General features: G+C 61.6%; 20 protein-coding genes and 2 tRNA genes. 1 reads left to right on the top strand and 21 read right to left on the bottom strand.

The genetic code is table 11. The features are described 5' to 3' along the window. Window positions 1–3 precede the first annotated feature (3 nt). From rpe to DWV48_RS05580, 16 genes are all read right to left on the bottom strand, one after another. On the bottom strand, window positions 4–681 hold the full coding sequence (gene rpe / locus DWV48_RS05655; protein WP_118653856.1) for a ribulose-phosphate 3-epimerase: 678 nt from the start codon (window positions 679–681) through the stop codon (window positions 4–6). A gap of 79 nt (window positions 682–760) precedes the next feature. Further along, window positions 761–1,777, bottom strand: a complete 1,017-nt coding sequence (locus DWV48_RS05650) for an NAD(P)H-dependent glycerol-3-phosphate dehydrogenase (protein WP_199588906.1) — start codon at window positions 1,775–1,777, stop codon at window positions 761–763. After that, entirely contained in the window at window positions 1,770–2,468 is a 699-nt protein-coding gene (gene plsY / locus DWV48_RS05645) for a glycerol-3-phosphate 1-O-acyltransferase PlsY (protein WP_118653854.1), read from the bottom strand. Before plsY ends, DWV48_RS05650 begins: the two co-directional genes overlap by 8 nt. A 3-nt stretch (window positions 2,469–2,471) precedes the next feature. Then, window positions 2,472–3,809: a ribosome biogenesis GTPase Der gene (gene der / locus DWV48_RS05640; protein ID WP_118653853.1), complete on the bottom strand. Its 1,338-nt coding sequence runs from the start codon at window positions 3,807–3,809 to the stop codon at window positions 2,472–2,474. 458 nt (window positions 3,810–4,267) lie between these two features. After that, entirely contained in the window at window positions 4,268–5,674 is a 1,407-nt protein-coding gene (locus DWV48_RS05635) for a DUF512 domain-containing protein (protein ID WP_233546185.1), read from the bottom strand. Beyond that, window positions 5,674–6,525, bottom strand: a complete 852-nt coding sequence (locus DWV48_RS05630) for a 4-hydroxy-3-methylbut-2-enyl diphosphate reductase (RefSeq protein WP_118653852.1) — start codon at window positions 6,523–6,525, stop codon at window positions 5,674–5,676. Before DWV48_RS05630 ends, DWV48_RS05635 begins: the two co-directional genes overlap by 1 nt. Next, window positions 6,525–7,205, bottom strand: coding sequence for a 1-acyl-sn-glycerol-3-phosphate acyltransferase (locus DWV48_RS05625; RefSeq protein WP_118653937.1), 681 nt, complete (start codon window positions 7,203–7,205; stop codon window positions 6,525–6,527). The genes DWV48_RS05630 and DWV48_RS05625 overlap by 1 nt, the downstream gene beginning before the upstream one ends. A 59-nt stretch (window positions 7,206–7,264) precedes the next feature. Then, window positions 7,265–7,945, bottom strand: a complete 681-nt coding sequence (cmk, locus tag DWV48_RS05620) for a (d)CMP kinase (RefSeq protein ID WP_118653851.1) — start codon at window positions 7,943–7,945, stop codon at window positions 7,265–7,267. Next, a complete protein-coding gene (locus DWV48_RS05615) occupies window positions 7,942–8,775 on the bottom strand; it encodes a pseudouridine synthase (protein WP_369834834.1) in 834 nt (277 codons plus the stop codon). The genes cmk and DWV48_RS05615 overlap by 4 nt, the downstream gene beginning before the upstream one ends. Then, window positions 8,768–9,439: an SMC-Scp complex subunit ScpB gene (scpB, locus tag DWV48_RS05610; protein WP_118653850.1), complete on the bottom strand. Its 672-nt coding sequence runs from the start codon at window positions 9,437–9,439 to the stop codon at window positions 8,768–8,770. Before scpB ends, DWV48_RS05615 begins: the two co-directional genes overlap by 8 nt. Continuing rightward, window positions 9,440–10,246 carry a ScpA family protein gene (locus DWV48_RS05605; protein ID WP_118653849.1) on the bottom strand — a complete coding sequence of 269 codons (807 nt, stop codon included), beginning with the start codon at window positions 10,244–10,246 and terminating at the stop codon, window positions 9,440–9,442. A 51-nt stretch (window positions 10,247–10,297) separates the two neighbouring features. After that, window positions 10,298–10,981 carry a site-2 protease family protein gene (locus tag DWV48_RS05600; RefSeq protein ID WP_118653848.1) on the bottom strand — a complete coding sequence of 228 codons (684 nt, stop codon included), beginning with the start codon at window positions 10,979–10,981 and terminating at the stop codon, window positions 10,298–10,300. 8 nt (window positions 10,982–10,989) lie between these two features. Next, a complete protein-coding gene (locus tag DWV48_RS05595) occupies window positions 10,990–11,286 on the bottom strand; it encodes a hypothetical protein (protein WP_118653847.1) in 297 nt (98 codons plus the stop codon). Next, on the bottom strand, window positions 11,273–13,282 hold the full coding sequence (gene abc-f, locus DWV48_RS05590) for a ribosomal protection-like ABC-F family protein (protein WP_118653846.1): 2,010 nt from the start codon (window positions 13,280–13,282) through the stop codon (window positions 11,273–11,275). The genes DWV48_RS05595 and abc-f overlap by 14 nt, the downstream gene beginning before the upstream one ends. Before the next feature lie 69 nt (window positions 13,283–13,351). Beyond that, window positions 13,352–13,426 (bottom strand) — tRNA-Val (locus tag DWV48_RS05585). A gap of 188 nt (window positions 13,427–13,614) precedes the next feature. Continuing rightward, window positions 13,615–13,690, bottom strand: a tRNA-Ile gene (locus DWV48_RS05580). Window positions 13,691–13,853: 163 nt separating this feature from the next. Between DWV48_RS05580 and DWV48_RS05575 the strand changes: the two genes are divergently transcribed. Continuing rightward, complete coding sequence (locus DWV48_RS05575) at window positions 13,854–14,054, top strand: DUF6019 family protein (protein ID WP_147352846.1); 201 nt, start codon at window positions 13,854–13,856, stop codon at window positions 14,052–14,054. A gap of 138 nt (window positions 14,055–14,192) precedes the next feature. Here DWV48_RS05575 and DWV48_RS05570 read toward each other — a convergent pair whose 3' ends face one another. The 5 genes from DWV48_RS05570 to DWV48_RS05550 form a co-directional block, all read right to left on the bottom strand. Continuing rightward, the gene (locus tag DWV48_RS05570) at window positions 14,193–15,458 is read right to left on the bottom strand and encodes an ABC transporter permease (RefSeq protein ID WP_118653935.1); all 1,266 of its coding nucleotides are present in this window, start codon (window positions 15,456–15,458) and stop codon (window positions 14,193–14,195) included. After that, window positions 15,451–16,422, bottom strand: coding sequence for an ABC transporter ATP-binding protein (locus DWV48_RS05565; RefSeq protein WP_118653844.1), 972 nt, complete (start codon window positions 16,420–16,422; stop codon window positions 15,451–15,453). The genes DWV48_RS05570 and DWV48_RS05565 overlap by 8 nt, the downstream gene beginning before the upstream one ends. A 120-nt stretch (window positions 16,423–16,542) precedes the next feature. Beyond that, window positions 16,543–17,361 carry a hypothetical protein gene (locus tag DWV48_RS05560; protein WP_118653843.1) on the bottom strand — a complete coding sequence of 273 codons (819 nt, stop codon included), beginning with the start codon at window positions 17,359–17,361 and terminating at the stop codon, window positions 16,543–16,545. Continuing rightward, on the bottom strand, window positions 17,358–17,891 hold the full coding sequence (locus tag DWV48_RS05555; protein ID WP_118653842.1) for an RNA polymerase sigma factor: 534 nt from the start codon (window positions 17,889–17,891) through the stop codon (window positions 17,358–17,360). Before DWV48_RS05555 ends, DWV48_RS05560 begins: the two co-directional genes overlap by 4 nt. A 168-nt stretch (window positions 17,892–18,059) precedes the next feature. Continuing rightward, a complete protein-coding gene (locus tag DWV48_RS05550; protein ID WP_118653841.1) occupies window positions 18,060–18,380 on the bottom strand; it encodes a hypothetical protein in 321 nt (106 codons plus the stop codon). Window positions 18,381–18,465 lie beyond the last annotated feature (85 nt).

The raw sequence follows: 18,465 nt of genomic DNA, 5'->3' as shown, positions 1-18,465 counted from the left end.
CTTCTAGGCACCAATCTTCGCGTATCCGAGTTCGCCGGCATGGCGAATGGCCTCGACGGCCGCCGCGGGATCGGAAGCGCCGAATACGGCGGAGCCGGCGACGAGCACGGTTGCGCCTGCGGCGGCGACCTCCTCGGCATTCCCCGACCCGATGCCTCCGTCCACCTCGATGAGGGGATTAACGCCATGCTCGCGGCACATCGCGGACAGGCGGCGGAGCTTGTCGAGCGTGCGGGGGATGAACTTCTGGCCTCCGAACCCGGGGTTCACACTCATGAGGAGCACCATGTCGAGGTCGTCGAGGATGTCTTCAAGAACAGAGACGGGCGTGGCGGGATTGAGCACGACGCCCGCCTTGCAGCCACGATCCTTAATGTGACAGATGGTGCGATGAAGATGGGTTGATGCCTCATAGTGCACGGTGATGAGGTCCGCCCCAGCGTCGATGTACCAGTCGACCGTGTCATCGGGATTCGAGATCATGAGATGGACGTCGAGTGGAATGTCGGTTGTGGACTTGCAGGCCTTGACGATGGCCGTGCCATAGCTGAGGTTGGGGACGAAGTGCCCATCCATAACGTCGACGTGGATATAGTCAGCGCACGAGATGCGGTCCAAGTCGCGCGCGAGGTTGGCCATATCGGCGGAGAGGATTGAGGGCGAGATCTTGATGGCTGACATGGTGATTCCTTTCGAGATCCTGGGGGGGGGGTGGTGCAAAAGGGGCCCGTTCCCAACTGCACCACCCAAGAGCCGTTATTTAGTCCTCAAGGCCGTAAAACTCTTCGTTGGGGATGCGACTTACGAGGGCCGCAAGGGCGCTTTCGATCGTTTCTCCCCCATACAGGAGCTTTTCGAGTGCGAAGGTGAGGGGAACATCGACGCCCTTGCTACGGGCGAGCTCGCTGACGCTGCGCGCTGCGGCAGCGCCCTCCACCACCATGCGGCGGCGGTCCTGGTACTCCTTGAGTGTCTCGCCGTGGGCGAACGCTTCACCGAACGTGCGGTTGCGGGAGTGCTGGGACGTGCAGGTCACGATGAGGTCCCCCATACCCGCCAAGCCCATGCAGGTCATCGCCTCACCGCCGCAGGCGTGTACCAAGCGGCTGATCTCGGCCAGCCCGCGCGTCATGATGAGCGCGAGCGCGTTGTCGCCCATGCCGGATCCAGCGGCGATACCGCAGATGATGGCCATGACGTTCTTCATGGCACCGCACAACTCCACGCCCACCATGTCCGAGGAGAGGTACACACGAAAAGACGGGCTTAAAGTGAGTTCCTTGAAGAATTCCCCTATCTCGGTGCTCTCGCAGGCAATCGTCGAGGCGGAAAGGGCACCGCGGCAGATCTCCTCCGCATGGTTAGGGCCGGAAAGGGCCGCGATTCGCTCGGGATGGCCGATCTCACTGGCGATGACGTCGCTCATGAGCAGTCCGCTGCCCAGCTCGATACCCTTAGCGAGACAGAGCACGGGAAGCGCATCGGATATGAAGGGCGCGCAGTCGCGGGCAACGCCGCGCAGGAACGCAGACGGCACGGCGAAGATGGCCGCATCCGCACCTGCAAGTGCCTCATCATGTGAGTTCGTGGCCGTGACCGTCTCGGGCAGCTTGAAGTCCTTGAGGAAGCACTCATTCGTATGGCGCTCGTTGATCTCGGTCACGGGGTCCAGGTCGTAGGACCACATGGTGACGGAGTTGCCATTCGAGGCAACGAGCCCCGCCATGGCAGTGCCCCATGAGCCTGTTCCAATTAGTGCAATGTGCATGTCACTCATCCATCTTGTCGACGCGTTTGCTTAGTGAGAGCTTCGATTCCCTACCACTCATGAGCTTCTTGATATTGCCGCGGTGGGCCCATACGACGAGAAGCCCGAGGAATCCCATAATGAGTTTGAAGGTAAGGGAGGCCTGGGGGAAGAGCATGCACGCCGTGACGCCGACGAGAGCGGCCGTGGCAATCGAGCCGACACTCACGAATTTAGTGATGGCGACGAGGACGATGAAAATGCCTAAGTGAAGCAGCGCCCAAGGCACGTTGATCGCAAACAGCACACCGACCCCCGTGGCGATTGACTTGCCGCCCTTGAAGTGCAAGTAGAAGCTGAACATGTGGCCGATGACGCACGAGAGGGCGAGCACGGCAATAACGTAGTCATGCGAGCCGCCCGGGTAGAACGCCGCGCGCTCGACGCCGAATGGCCCGAGCACTCCCGAAAGCGGGATGAGCGACAGGTTGACACAGATGACGCCCTTCAAGACATCACACAAAAGGGTGAGCACGGCAACCTTGGGACCGCCCGCGCGGAGGGCATTCGTCGTACCGATGTTGCCCGAACCAACCTTCTGCAGGTCAACGTGGGCAAGACTCTTTGCGAAAATCTTACCGAAGGGGATGCCGCAGAGAGCGTAGTTAAGCAGACAGCAGAACCCGAGGAATAGCCACGGGTGAATGGGGACGCCTGCCATCTGCTACTCCTTGTCCTTGTCGCTCTTCTTGGCGCGGAATCGCAGGCGGATCGGCGTGCCCTTGAAATCAAAGGTCGCGCGCATGCGGTTCTCGATGTAGCGCTTGTAGTTGTCGCTCACGAGATCCGTATGGTTGACAAAGAAGGTGAACGCCGGGGGCTTCTCGCCGGTCTGCGTGACGTAATGCATCTTGAGGCGGCGTTTGCCGTCGGAGACGGTGTGGCCAAACTCACGCATATCGGTGAGCAGACGATTGAGTTGCGAGGTGGTGATATGAGAGGCACGGCGCTCGGCGGCGGCGTCGACCATGTCCCAGATCTTGTGGACGGAGCGACCCGTGAGGGCGGAGATGCGCAGGTACTCGGCCCACGGTGCCATGGTGAGACGACGATTGACCGTCTCCATGACGGCCTCGCGCTCATAGTCGTCCTTGAGCAGATCCCACTTGTTCAGAAGCACCACGAGGGCGCACCCGCGTTCGATGGCAAGATTAGCGACCTTCTGGTCCTGCTCGGTGACGCCCGTGGAGGCGTCGACGACGAGCAGCGCGACGTCGGCGCGATCGATGGCACGCAGACCGCGCACCATGGAGTAGTACTCGATGTTCTCGTAAACGGTGCTCTTCTTGCGGATGCCGGCGGTATCGACCATGCGATAGCGCTTGCCATCGCGTTCGACCACCGTGTCGATGGCGTCACGCGTGGTGCCTGCGACGTTGCTCACGATGGAGCGGTCGTTGCCGATCATCTTGTTGAACAGCGAGGACTTGCCGGCGTTCGGGCGGCCTATGATGGCGACGCGCAGGGTGTCGGGCTCCGTGTCCTCATCACCCGTGTCCTCGGGCAGTAGGGCGACGACCTCGTCGAGCAGGTCACCCGTGCCATGGCCATGCAGGGCGGACACGGTGACCGGGTCGCCCACGCCCAAAGAGTAGAACTCCCACAGATTGTCGTTCTCTCGAGCGGGATTGTCGAGTTTGTTTACGAGCAGGAACGTGGGCTTCTTGAGCTTGCGCACCATGCGCGCGACGCTCTCATCCTCTTCAGTGACGCCAATGGAGCCATCAACGACGAACAGGATGACGGCAGCCTCCTCGGCGGCGGCGAGGGCCTGGTCACGGATGGAGGTGGCAAAGACGTCGTCGCTCTTCATGGGTTCGATACCGCCGGTATCGACGAGCATGAACTCGCGGCCATTCCAATCGGCCACGTGATAGCTGCGATCACGAGTCACGCCACGGCTTTGGTGGACGATGGCGTCGGAGGTCTGGGCGATACGGTTGACGAGCGTCGACTTGCCCACGTTCGGGCGGCCGACGATCGCGACGATAGGTCGGGACATACGTACTCCTTGAGTAGTCAGAACTGCAAGAATCTTACCATGCGCTCGGTACGGGCACGCACGCCAGCGGCCTGGACATAATCTCTTCGGGTGTGGCTCCGCTTCGCTCCACAAAACACCCTACGAGAATATGTCCAGGCCTCAGGGCTTTGAGCCCCTACTTTCGCTCGCGTTGAATACAAGTCTTGGTGAACCGTAGACGTATCGAAGCTGACATTCCATCCCACCCCCCGCGCTCGCACTCATATCATCCCGTGCTCAAACAGCGCTTCGCGAACTGCGCGCGGGACGATATGGGTGCGAGCGCGGGCTACGACAAACGATACGCAGTTCCGCTGCCGGCGGGCATATCGTCCCGCGCGCAGTTCCGCACGAGCCGAAGGGTCCTGTGGACCCTTCGTGCGAGCCAGGATTGTCCGAGCACGGGATGATATGCCAGCCGGCAGCGGAACGGTGGTTTAGAGCAGCGTATCGAGCATGAGGTTCGGCGCGGGGGTGGCGTAGCGGACGATGGCTCCGCGTGCGATGAGCTCTTCGGTGACGCTCTCGCGGCTTTGTCCGTCGAGGGTGAGTCCGTCGTAGTTGAACATCACGTTGGGGATGAGGACCTCGATGTTGGAGAGGTCCCTCGGTAGCTGTCCGAGTAGGTCGCACGCACAGATGAGACCCGTCACGTTGACGTTGCCGCCGAAGTATTCGTTCTTGATGGCGTGCGTACTCATCAGGCCGGCGGGAGTAAAGAGTCGGCAGAACTCGTCGAAGGTGCTTTGAGCCGCCTCTCCGCAGGTGATGAGGACGCGTTTGTCCGCTGAAATCAGTCTCTCCCCCGCCCTCGCTATGTCTTCAGGTCGGCTTCTCCTCAGCTGTTCGACCTCATCGAGGAAGCTCCTCAGCATGCCGATGCCATCGTAGAACTGCGGGAACCCGTCGTAGGTCTCTGCGGGCGGCACGGGAAGTTCGGCGTCGATGTAGAACTCATCGGCGAGTTGGAACACCGTGCTGCCCCGCGTTGCGCGGGCGCGCTCCTGAAACGGCTCAAGCATGTGGACCACGGCGCGCGACGTCTCGACGTCATCGGAGTAGGAAGCGGTAAAGCGATGCTGATGTTTGGTAAATCCCAGGGGCACGATTGCCAGACTCGTGATGCCGGGGTGCGCCTCAACGTACTCGAGGGTGGCCAAGAGCTCTTCGCCATCGTTGATGCCGGGACACAGGACGATCTGGGCGTGGATCTCGATACCCGCATCGAGAAAACGCTCGAGCACCTCGATGCCGCGCGCGGCGTTGCGACCTATGAGCTTACGGCGGCAATCGGGGTTGATTGCGTGGAGGCTCACGTTCATGGGGGACAGCATCTTGTCGATGGCGTCGTCAACCTCATGGTCGGACATGTTGGTGAGCGTGACGAAGTTGCCTTGTAGAAAACTCAGACGGTAGTCGTCGTCGCGTATGGTGAGGGTTGAGCGGCTTTCCTTGGGGAGCATGTTCATAAAACAGAAGATGCATGCGTTCACGCAGGTGCGCATCCCGTCAAAGACCACACCATCGAAATCGGCACCCCACTCCTCTCCGGGGAATCGCTCGATGACGGCAGTGGCCACGGTACCGTCGCGTGGGTCGAAGACCTCGATTTCCGCCTCGACATCTTCGGTCTCCCACAACCAGACAATCATATCGGTCAGTGGCTGGTCATTGACGCTGAGCACGCGCATGCCAGGCTCGAGGCCGATATCGTATGCCGGGGAATCGGAGGCGACGGAAAGCACGAGCGCTCCGTCAGAAGAAGGTTCTCTTGATAGGGCGTACGGAGCGACGGTACCCGCATATGAGGGCACCGTGGGACCCGTGACCATGGGCTTGTCCATTAGGGCTCCAAAAGGCGGTTTATGCAGGCGAGCGCAGCATCGATATGGGCACCGGGAGTCGATGCGCCAGCGGTGATGCCTACAAGCGCGACTCCTTCGAACCATGTGCGCTGAATTTCGGAGGAGTCCTCGATATGGTGCGTGCGAGGGCAGCAAGCCATGCAGATTTCGGCGAGCCGACGCGTATTTCCCGAGTTCTTGCCGCCTATGACGATCATGACATCGGCGCGAGATGCGAGCTCGGCGGCGCTATCCTGGCGCTCTTGCGTAGCTGAGCAGATCGTGTTGACCACGCGTAGATCCATGGTGCGCAGCGCGAGGGCACTCACGATTGCGGCGAGATTGGCGGGAGTTTGAGTCGTCTGCACGACGACGCCAACCTTGCGCGCGAGATCGACCCCATCGAGGTCATGGGGTGTCGAAACGACATGTGCGGCATCTCCCGCGTGCCCCAAAATCCCCTCGACCTCAGGATGGCCGCTCTCCCCCACCACGATGAGTTGGTACCCCTCGCGAACGAGTTTCTCGGCAGCCATGTGGACTTTCTTGACATACGGGCAGGTGGCGTCGAGGACCTCGAGCCCTTTGGCTCGAGCTTGGTCGATGACCTGGGGAACCACGCCATGGGCACGGATGATGAGCGTGCCCGACTCCACCTCATCAACCGTCTGAGCGCCTTTCACGCCGGCGGACTCAAGATCGCGCACGACAATGGGGTTATGGATGAGGGGGCCGAGCGTCGTGACGGATCCGCGGGCGCTTTCGGCGGCATGTGCGGCAAGTTTGAGGGCCCGCTCGACGCCGTAACAAACGCCGGCGTGGGAAGCGACCTCGATACTAAGATCGGCCATTAGTACCTCCCAGGATGCTCGCGGCGAAGCTCGTCGCGGATGGCGTACATCCTGCGAACAGCTTCGTCCTCGACCCACTGGGTGCGCTCACGGCGCTTAAGACCCTCGGGCGCGTCGGCAAAAGACACCTTGTCGCCTGCACGGAGCCAGCATTTCTTGGGTCGCATGAGTTTCTTGCCCGCAGGGGTGATGTCGCGGAAACCGCAGACGGCCATAGGCGCGACGGGCGCCTTGCCCATCTGGGCGATCAAGGCAAAGCCGCCATGCACCTCGACGGGCTGGTCGTCCGTGCGAATCCTCGTCCCCTCAGGGAAAATCAACACGTCTTCTCCGCGCTGCAAGGCATGTTGCGCGGCGCGAAGGGCACTCATATCGGCTTCCCCGCGGTCGACCGGAATGCCGCCCGCCAGTGCGAACGCCCAGCGGACGATGCCCGCCTTGTTGAATTCCGATTTGAAAATGGGACGGACCCTGCGATGCGCCGCCCATTCATGCGTGATGATGGGCAGCACTTCGGCCATGGAGGTATGGTTGCAAATGATGACGGCACTCGATCCATCAGATCCGTGGAGCTTCTCGGCATCCTCGACTCGCCAACGCCACATGAGTTTGGAAAAGACCCAGAGGACAGCCATGACGAATGTATAGATCATGCGTTCATGCAGGGGAAACTCAGCCATGGGGGCGTCATAGTGCCAAGCGCCCGAACGCTCTTCCTTCTTAGCCTCGCCTGCCACGCCTATCTCCGTTCCGCAATGAGCTGCTCGATCTTGTCCACGATCTGCTCGATGGTGTAGCTGGTGGAATCGATGCGTACCGCATCGTCGGCGCAGACCAGAGGAGCGGTTTCGCGCTGGGAGTCGAGTGCGTCGCGGCGTTCGATGTCCGCGAGCGTCTGCTCGACTTCCGCCTGGATCTGGGCCTCGTCAACGTGCTCGCCCTCATGACGCTGCAGCACACGGCGACGCGCGCGCTCACGGGGGTCGGCGGTGAGAAACACCTTGAGCTCAGCCGCGGGAAACACGACCGTTCCGATGTCGCGACCTTCCGCCACGACGTCGCGATCGAGGGCGAAGCGGCGCTGGGGATCGAGCATGGCGCTGCGGACGCCGGGGTTCGCAGCGGCAGCGGATACGTTGCGATCGACCTCGGGCGTGCGAATGGCCTCGCTCACGTCCTCGCCATCGACGAAGACCGATACGTTTCCGTGCGACTCGCCACCGAACGTGATGTGTATGTCGCGTGCGAGCTGGGCGACCGCATCGACATCGGCGAGGTCGATGCCGCGACGAAGCGCGGCCAAGGCCACGGAGCGATACATGGCTCCCGTATCGAGCTTGGAGAAGCCGAACCGCGATGCGACCTCTCGGGCAATCGTCGATTTACCAGATCCGGCTGGTCCGTCGATGGCGATGATCATTTGTTCTCCTTCTGCTTGAGTCCATTGGTGAGGAGCGAAACTTCGTACTCGGTCAATTCGCGCCAAGACCCCGAGGGCAAATCGCCGAGGTCGAGATCACCAAAACGCGCGCGGTGGAGCCTGAGAACCGGATGTCCGACTTTGGAAAGCATGCGCTTGACTTGGTTCTTACGACCCTCGCGTATGGCGATCTCGACCGCCGAAGTACCGTGCGGTATTCCCCGAGGCGCGACCTCGTGAGCCTCACGCTTGCCTATGAGACGGCAACGGGCGGGTTGACAGGGTCCGTCATCGAGCGTGATGCCGTGCCTCAGCATCTCCAGGTCGCCGTCATCCAGCTCGCCGTCCACCAGGGCCACGTAGGTCTTCCACACGTGATGGGATGGATGCAAAAGCATTTGGCCCAGATCGCCATCAGTGGTGAACAGAAGCAGCCCCGTGGTGTCCATATCGAGTCTCCCAACGGGAAAGAGACCCGGGTATGCGTGGCGCGGAACGAGATTCGCGACGGTGGGGCGACCGTGGGGATCGCTCATGGTGGTCAATACCCCTGCCGGTTTGTTGAGCATGATATATGCCGCGCCGAGACCCAGAACCACGGGGACGTCGTCGACGGTGACGGCGTCACGAGCGGGATCGACTTTGGTGCCGAGCTCGGTCTTGACCTCGCCGTTAACGCGAACACGGCCGGCTGTCATGAGCGCTTCCGATCCTCGCCTACTCGCCACGCCGGCGCGCGCGAGAAAACGCTGCAAGCGCATGGGTACGAGGCGCTCGTCATCGGGGTGGACCTTCGCGGTATTTCGGTTCGGCCCCTGCTCGCTACACATCGAAATCCTCGTCGACGTCCCCATCGATGAGCTCACGCTCCTCCTCGAGGTCCTCATCGACCTCATCGAGCGTCGATTGGATGGAGCGGCCCGAGAGTCGCTCGCGGATAAATTGACGCGCCTGTTCATCGGGGGCGAACTGCTCAAGATCGGGCAGATCGCGCGTGCTGCGCAGGCCGAACTTCTCCAAAAACGCATTGGTCGTTCCATAGATGATGGCCTGGCCCCGCTGGGGGTCGCGTCCCATCTCGCGAATTAGACCCTTGTCGACGAGTGACGAGATGACGCCGTCGGAGTTGACGCCGCGAATGCCCTTGACCATTTCGCGTGTGACGGGTTGGTGGTACGCGATGACCGCGAGCGTTTCCAGCGCGGCCTGAGATAGCTTTTGGGTGTCCCAAGACAACACGAACGCTTCAACCTGCTCATGGAAGGCGGGGTGCGTGAACAAGCGCCATCCGCCGGCGACCTCACGGAGCTGAAAGCCGCGGTTCGCCTCCTCATACTCGACTTTGAGCTCGGCCAGCAGAGAGGCGACCTCGCCGGGCGCAACGTCGAGCACCGCGGAGAGTTGGCTTGCGCTCACCGGGTCGCTCGAGACGAGCAAGAGCGCCTCGAGAGCGCCTTTCAGTGAGTTCTCGGCGAGTGATTCCAAGTTGTCCATTTAGTCCTCCTCGTCAAAGAGGGAGCCGTCATCGGGGTGGTACGCGGGCGCGCCCTCAACACGGTCGATGCGAATGGTGCCGAAGTTCTCATCCTGCTCAAGCAGGAGCGATCCGCGCTTGGCGAGCTCGAGAATGGCGAGAAACGTGGCGACGATCTGCTCGGTGGTGGCATCGCCGTCGAGCAGATCCCTGAACGTCATATGGGGACGCGCCGTGGTAACCCGATCGACCGAGGCGACGGTGAGCTCGATGGGAATGCGGTGCGGAGCGACGTGTTCGGCTTCGAGCAGGAAGGTCTCGCGCTTACCGTCCAAGTCCGCGCAGATGACCGCCAAGCCCCTCAACGTGATGCCGGCGAGGTAGTCGGGCATGAGGTTCAAGAACTCTGGATCGGGACCGGCAACGCGGGGATGCATGCGGTTCTCGGACTCCATACGCGCGCCAAGGGCCGCAGCAGCGCCCTTGAACTGCTTGTAGGCGATGAGACGCTGGATGAGCACTTCGCGTAGCGCGTCGCCGTCGAGCCCCTCGAATTCATCATCGAGTTCTGCGTCGTCGCGGGAATTCGGGTGCTCGTCATCGGGAACGAGAGAAGACGCCTTGATATCGAGCAAGGTCGCGGCAACGAGCAGAAAGTCGCTCGCGACATCGAGGTCAAGTGCCTCGATCCGCTCGACCTCGGCCAAGTACTGCTCGGCGACCTCTGCGATGGAAATAGATCCAATATCGACCTTTTGCCTGGTCACCAATTGCAGCAGCAAGTCGAAGGGGCCCGAGTAGCCCTGCGTGGAAACGCGATAGGACACCAAACTCCCCCTTCTCATCGCGCATGCACATACAGAAATTAGTTTAGCGCACTACATCCCGAGCGCGAAGCGGACGAGCAAGAGGTACAGGGGATCGACCGTCAAAGAGAAATACCAATCCAAGATATCGATATGCACAAGGCTGGGAAGGATGTAGAGCACCACGATGAGGATGGGCATCGAGTAGCGCTGGATCTCATAGTACGTCTGCAGCGCGCGTCCTTTGAGAAACGGAACGAGGATCGACGAACCGTCGAGCGGGGGCAGCGGGATGAGGTTGAAAAACGCAAGGGAGAGGTTGACGGAAATGCTCGTAAAGGCAAAGCCAAGAACCGCATTGACAACCGCACCGCTGTAGGGATCCATGAGCGTGGCACCGGGGATGCCGCGCAAGATGAGCGCCGCGATTCCGGCAAGCAGGATATTGGACGCTGGGCCAGCAAGCGATATGAGGACCTCATCGCGGCGCGGATGCTTGAGGTTGTTCAGATAGACCGGAACGGGTTTGGCGAACGCGAAGACAGGACCTCCGGCGAGAATCATGATCAATGGAAGTAAGACCGTTCCAAAGGGATCGATATGCTTGAGCGGGTTGAGGGAGAGCCTTCCCTGGGACCGGGCGGTCCTGTCTCCGAGCACATAGGCCGCGAGGGCGTGGGCACTCTCGTGGACGACGATGCCGACGATCAGCGCAAGCGCGCTGGTGAGAAGGCTCAGCAAATACGGGACATTCATGAGGTCTCCTAGCGCAGCGCCCGAGAGATGCGGACGCAGAGGTAATCGATGACGAAGAACGCGACGGCCATGCAGGCGAAGTCGAAGCGGAACACGCCGCCAAAGGGGGTGGCGATGAGCCCATAGCCCGAAATCATCGCGGGAAGCGCCTGGGTGAGCTCGACCACGAAGGTCACGATGTTGAGTTTTGCGGCAACGCCGTTAAAGCAGAGCGCAACGGTCAGTGCGCACAGGGCGCATGCGATGACGCGACAGGCGAACCCGATGACGGAAAGGGCGATGGCACCAGCCTTACGCGCATCCACGAGCAGTCTCTTCCTCGATGATGGTCGAAAGCTCGAGCCATTCGTCCTCCAAGTCGGGCAATTCCTGCTTGAGGGCGTTGTATTCCCCGAGCGCCGCGCTGAACTTTTCTTGGTCGGCGTACAACTCCTCGCTCGCCATCAGCTCCATGAGCTCATCGTAGCGGGCACGTTTGACCTCGAGCGCAGCCTCGACGTTCTTGAGCTTGTCCTTGGTTCCCTTGAGTCGGCGATTAAGCTCGGCGCGTGCCGCCGCCTCTGCCCGACGCTGTTCCTTGGTCTTTTTGCCCTCGCGTACGGGCTCGGCTGTTGATTCAACATTGGTTAAAGGAGCTTTGCTTGGTAACGGCGTGACGGGCAGGTGACCCTCCGCTGCGCGCTGCGCCAAGTCCTCTCGCTTGTAGAGGTAATACTCGTAATCACCGTCGATGACGGTCATCTTGCCGTCCCTGATATCGACAACACGATTGGCGACCGATCGGACGAGGTGCTCGTCGTGCGAGATGAGCACAATAGTGCCGGGGAAGCTCTTGAGGGCGTTTTCGAGCATGTCGACCGAGTCGATGTCGAGGTGGTTTGTGGGCTCGTCCAGGCACAGGAGTGCCTCGGGAGCGACCAGCATCTTGGCGAGCGCAAGACGCGCGCGCTCGCCGCCGGAGAGGACTCCGACGCGTTTGTCGACATCGTCGCCGGCGAAGAGGAAGGCGCCAAGCAGGCTGCGTTGTTGCGGAACGGTCCAGGTGGGGGCGACCGAGTCGATCTCCTGAAGGACGGTGTTGCCCTCTTTGAGCCCCTCGAGCTGATGCTGGGCGTAATACGCCACGCCCACATGGGTGCCGAGCGTACGCGTGCCAGTGGTTGGGGCCTCCTGCCCTATGAGCATCTTGAGAAGCGTCGACTTGCCCGCTCCGTTTGGGCCCACCAGGGCCACACGGTCACCGCGGTACAGCGTGAGGTTTGCATCCTCATAAAGGACCTTGTCGCCGTAGCGCTTGGAGAAGTCCTCAAGCTTGATAACCATATCGCCGGAGCGAGGAGGATCGGGGAACTTGAAGTTCACGTGCTTGTGGCCCTCGGGAAGGATGACGAGCTCGCTCTTGATCTGCTCGATGCGGCGCATGCGTTCTTGCGCTTGCGCGGCCTTGGTGGGCTTGTAGCGGAACTTATCGACGAACACCTGCATGTGGGCGATCTCGCGCTCCTGCGCGGCGCGCTTGGCGCGCATCTGCTCGAGGTTGTCCTCTCGCTGCTTGAGATAGGAGCTGTAATTGCCGGTGTAGGTGGTGATGCGGCGGTTCTCAAGTGCCGCAACGTGATCCACACAGGCATCCATGAAGGCGCGGTCATGGGAGACGATGAGCACGGCGCCCTCGTAGGCCGATATGAAACCACGCAACCACTGGACGCTTTCGAGGTCCAAGTGGTTGGTGGGCTCGTCGAGCAGCAGGACATCGGGGTGGCGCAAGAACAATTTTGCCAGCGCGATGCGCATCTGCCAGCCGCCGGAGAACTCCGAGCAGGGCTGCTCGAAATCGGTCGGCTTGAAACCCAGTCCAGCGAGAATTTGACGCGCATTGCTCTCGAGCTCGTAGCCACCCAAACGCTCGAAGCGGTCCTGCACATGACCATACTCGTCAAGCATGGCCTGAGGGACCTCGCCAGACTCTCCGGCCTCGGCAATCTTGAGCTGAAGCTCCTCGGCGCGCTCCCCCATCGTCTTGATTTCGATCGCAGCGTCCATAACCTCCCGGATGATGGAGGTGGCACCGGCGAGCTTGGTCTCCTGCTCCAGATAGCCGACATTTGTGTCCTTTGCGAAGGTCACGGATCCGGCATCGGGGTTGTCGAGGCCCATGATGATCTTGAGGAGGGTCGTTTTGCCTGCACCGTTGGGGCCGACCAGCGCGTAGCGCTCACCAGCGTTCACCTGTAGCGTAGCCCCGGTGAAGAGGGTGCGGGAACCGAACGATTTCTCGATCTTGTCGACCAGGAGAATCATGTCAACCTCACTTTGCACATGCGCGTGATAGCAAAAAGGCTCCAGTTCCCTGGAGCCTTAAATGTTTGATGGTGGGCGATACAAGATTCGAACTTGTGACCCCATCCGTGTGAAGGATATGCTCTACCCCTGAGCCAATCGCCCGTGCTTTTCAGCAAGGAGAATACTAGCATGGATGCGAGCCTTAGTGCAAGAGGTAATTTGAAAAGCCCGGAGAGAGTCGCGCTGAAGGCCCCAGCCGTAACCAGACGCCGATCGACACCAGTAGATACGAAGCTGAATTCCACACGTAAACCAAAAAGGCCAGGCACGCGGCCTGACCTTAGGTTTCATGGTGGGCCCTCCGGGATTCGAACCCAGAACCCAGGGATTATGAGTCCCCTGCGCTAACCGTTGCGCCAAGAGCCCGTATGCAGTGCCACGACGGCTTCGATGAGAAAAAGGATCGCTCCCAAATGCCGTGACCCGTCGATAGATACTATCATGCGCCGCCGTCGCATTCAACGCGCGATTATGGCCTCGAGACCCGCACACCCCTCTTCCTGGGGACTATGACGTCAATTGAGTGGCAATGCAGAAGATTGGAAATAGCATGGTTCCGTCAGAACTGGCCCCGTTACCTGGCTTGCTCTTTGCGCTCTTACCCATTGCGATGCTGTTCGCAGTGGGTTATTTCCTCAGTAAGGCCGCAGTAAAGAACGGTATCAAAGAAGCACTTCGCGACATCGGTGGCATCAATAGTCTTACCAATTCCAACTCCAAAGACGCCTAGACCCTGCGACCGCATCCTCAAGCAAAGACAGCGGATCGAAGGTTTACAGCAAATCCCCAAGGGCGTCCGCATCCTTCTGGGGTATCTCGAAATCGAGGGTGAGTTCGAGTGGCTTGCGCAGCTCGTCTGCCGGTGCTCTCACGCCACCTGGTGACGACACCATGCTCGCCACGCAACGGGCACGCCCACCACAACCAGCGCGCAGTACACCAGGGCCGCCGTGCCGATGAGGTCGAGCACGACCGGTCCGAGCGGGTATGAGAACAGCGACGCGAACAGGTCGAACGCGGACTGCAGGCCCATGGGGAACAGCGTGAATACGTGGCGCAGGAGGCCGCTGCCGGCAGAGGGCAGCAGGCCGCTCACGAACAGGACCACCACGTCGGTCACGATGATTGCGAGCGTGGAGGGGGTTAGCGCGGAGAGCGCAAGCGTAAGGGCGAGCATGCCGAGCATGACGAGGTAGAAGACGCCCACATACATCGCCGCCGCCTGCCACATCGTGAGCGCGTACGGCGAGGCGAGGGCGTAATTCTGGATGGGCAGACTCGCGCCCTCGGCACCATAGAACACCAGCGACACGCCGCAGATGATCGCCACGCCCAGCGCGAACAGCACCGTGGCGTACAGGATGGCCGCCAAAAGCTTGGCGCTCACGAGCCTGCCGCGCCCATATCGCGCCGAGAGCAGGACAGCATCGGTTCCGTCGCGGTATTCGGAGGCGAACAGGGGCGTCACCGTCACGCACATCGCGAAGACAATGAACACGAGGAACGCGGCGCAATCGAGGATGTTGTCCCAGCCTCCCGCCCAGCCGTACGTCAGGGGCTCGGGGACGCCGTCTTCCATCTGGGTCCAGTACGCGCGCTCCGCGGGCGAGTACACCCACTCCCCTCCCATGCCCTCGTCGAGCGTGACCTGCAGGCTGTCTGCAAGAGCTCCATAGAAGTCGAGCGCCATCTCGGGCGTCACGCGGGAGGCGTACTGGTACGGCTCCAGCCCTTTGACTGCCCAGGGCTTGAGGATCGTGATGTAATACGGATCGTATAACTCAAGGCGCGTGGCATCGTCGTAGGTCTCGGCCACAACCTCGTATGCCGTGGCGTTGGACATCTCCGCAAGCTCCTCGGGATCGAGTTTCTCATAGGCGATGTCCTGGTAATGCGCGATGTCGGCGGCTACGCGTTCAGGCGTAAGCTCGCCTGCGCGCGCCTCGGTGACATCGCGGCGATGCGCGATGGCTGTGGGCCCGGAGAGAATCTCCCCGATGTTGCCCTCGGTCTTGGTCTGGACCACGTTGAGTCCCATGACGACGGTCAGCATGAGCAGCATGCCCACGTTCGCCACAATCGCTACGCGACGGGTGAGCATCTTCTTGAGCTCGAACTTGATAAGGCTACGCATGGCGCCCACCTCCAAAATGAACCCCGCGGCGACGGGAGCAGCGCTGCCCCTCGACCGCTGTCACGGGCACGGCGGCGCCGGTGTGCTCGGCACCGCTCTCGTCGAATACGTGCAGGTACAGGTCCTCGAGCGTCGGCGCGACGGGGACGGCAGAGAGTTCGGCGACGTGTGGTTCTGACGAGAGGAACCGTACCGTTGCCATGCCGTCGCCGTCGTGGTGCACGTTCACCACGGGCACCCGCGAAGCCAACTCATCGGCTTTGCGGACAGGGACACGCGCCTCCCAGACCATGCCCTTCACGCCGCGTACGACCTCCGCAGGGCTCCCCTGCATGATGAACGACCCGGCGCGCATCATGAGGATGCTGTCAGCGATGTATTCCACGTCCGACACGATGTGCGTGGAGAGCAAGACGATCTTATCCGTGGCGAAGCCGGCGATGAGGTTGCGGAAGCGCACGCGCTCCTTGGGGTCAAGCCCGGCCGTGGGCTCGTCGAGGACGAGGACGTCCGGGTCGTTGAGGACCGCCTGCGCGATGCCGAGTCGCTGCTTCATGCCTCCAGAGAACGTGCGGATGCGGCGGTGCTCCTCGCCCGCAAGGCCGACCCGGTCGAGAAGCTCAAGCGACCGGGCGCGAGCGGCGCGGGCGTCGACGCCCTTGAGTGCCGCCATGTACTCCATGAAGTCCAGGGCGGTGAACTCCGGGTAGTAGCCGAAGTCCTGCGGTAGGTACCCCAGCCGCGCGCGGTACTCCCCGCCCAGCTCGGCGATCGAGCGGCCGTCCAGGCTGATCTCACCGGAGGATGGGCGCAAAATCCCGCAGATCATGCGCATGATGGTCGTCTTTCCTGCGCCATTGGCGCCGAGCAGGCCGTAAACCCCGGGGCGCAGGCGCGCGCTCACCCGGTCGACGGCGATCTTGGGACCGTACTGCTTGGTCAGCCGGTCGAGTACGAGCTCCATCGTGGGCTCCTTTCGATTCGTATCGATATACAGCAGGTATTCGTGGGCGGATGCTTGGGCGGCGATTACGCCAGGCGGGCGCCTGTGCAGCGACACCGTAAGGCGAACGGTCGGGCGGCGTTACCGCCAGGCGGGCGTCCGCCGCGTCTCGGGAATGAATCCGGACGCGCTGGCACCGACCCAGGCGCGGACCTCACGGGTGCACCACACGCCCGCGACGGCGCACACAAGGATCCACATCCAGGCGCTCGTCTGAGCATATGCCGAGGGTGCGGCGTAGAAGAGCATCGCGCCGGTCGCTGTGACGGCAGAGGCCCATGCGATGGCCGCGCCGCGCGCATCCGGGCTTGAAACGCGTCGTGCACACATAAGACCGCCCGCGCAGGCGATGAGGTACGGCGCACCCATGAGCAGCAACGCCCGCGCGACACCAACGCCTTCAATCCCCGACGCAACGGCTCCAACCGCGAGGACGAGGGCACTCGCAAGACCCATCAGCAGCAGCCGCGCAACGACCACGGACACCGCGTTGAACGGGCAGGCGGCTTCTAGCTCGCCCATGCCGAAGGGCTTTGAGCGCGTGACGCTCGCAAGGCAGACGAGCGCCGTCAGGCCACCCGCGGCAGAGAGCACCTGGGAGCCCAGCGGCCCCTCCGTCTCGACATGGGGAGCCACGGCCGTCAGCAAGGCAACGAACGCAAATGCGGTCCAGACCACGGAGCGCGTGAAGCGCACTTGGGCAAAAAGGAATCCTCCCAACTGCATATGCGGGGACGTCGCGCTCGCCTCTAGTGTCAACTCGCGCTCACAGGCGCTTGCGCACTCCTCGATGAGCTCGGAGCGACCGTTCGACCCCTGTTCACTTAAGAACAGCTCGCGATCCGAGCGATACAGCGCCGAAAGATCCCGCTCGAGCGCATCCTCTCGGTTTCCCTTCATTTCACGTCCTCCTCTCCCGATTTCAACAGTTCTCGCAAGGCGGCGAGCGCGCCGTCGAGTCTGCGCCGAGCAGCGAATCTGCTGATGCCCATCACGCGCCCAATCTCGGCGAAGGTGAGCTCCTGGTCGAACCGCAGCTCGAGGACTTCGCGATCCTCGGCAGTCAGTAAGGCGATCGCATGGCGCAGGCCATCCATTCCGGCTGGCGAGAAGTTCTCGGTGTCCGAGGGCGCCGGATCTGCCAGAACCTCGTCGGTGGGCAGTTCGTCGGTCGCCCGCACTCGGGCCCGAGCCGCGTCCACGCAAACGTTTCGGGCAATCGTGAGCAGGTACGCCAGCGGTTTGCCCGCGTCACGATAGCTCTTTGCCGTTCGCACGAACCGTAGGAAGACCTCCTGGGCGGCGTCCTGTGCCTCGTCCGCGCTTTCGGTGTGCCGACGACAGTACGCGAGCACGTCATCGTAGTGGTCCTCGATGAGGGCCCGAACTTCCGCGGCGTTCAATCCGCGCTGCGGATACGCCACGCGCATCACCTCCTCTCACCCTAGATAACGAAGCGGGCGCCCCACATGAGCGCCCGCACACAGGTTCTACATAGAATAGAGCAAGGAAAAGGATCGGATTACACTGGACGGAACGGCTCTTCGAATGCGGGAATCCCACGTGACCGCGCGGCCGTTTCAGCCGGTTTGTGCGACCTACCCGCGGAAGCGCCCGCGAACGAGCGCAATGGCATCGAGACCGTACGTCAGCACAACTAGAACGATCGCACAGAACACGTAGGCGTCGATCGTGTCGTAAAAAGATGATGCCTCGAGGGCGTGCGCGTATGTTTGCAGCCCCACGAGAACCCCAACCAAGGAGAGCGCGGCGCTCAGACCGCTGGCGAACACGAGCGTGGGCATCGCCTTCGTCCGTGCGGCGAGGGCCGCCACCAAGGCAAGGCCAACGGCGATCATACCCGGAACAAGCTGAGTGACGAGGGTGACGATCCCTGACGTCCAATCAATGGCCACCATGGAAACTCCCTTCACAGGCAGTACTGGTAATTCACGTATACCCTTACCCATTACAGTCTGAAATAGGCCATCGATAAATTTCGAT

Origin of the sequence: Collinsella sp. AF08-23 (assembly GCF_003479805.1) — a bacterium.
Taxonomy (GTDB): Bacteria; Actinomycetota; Coriobacteriia; order Coriobacteriales; family Coriobacteriaceae; genus Collinsella.
Note: the sequence above shows the minus strand (reverse complement) of the source record. Positions and strands in the feature narration are given on the sequence as shown.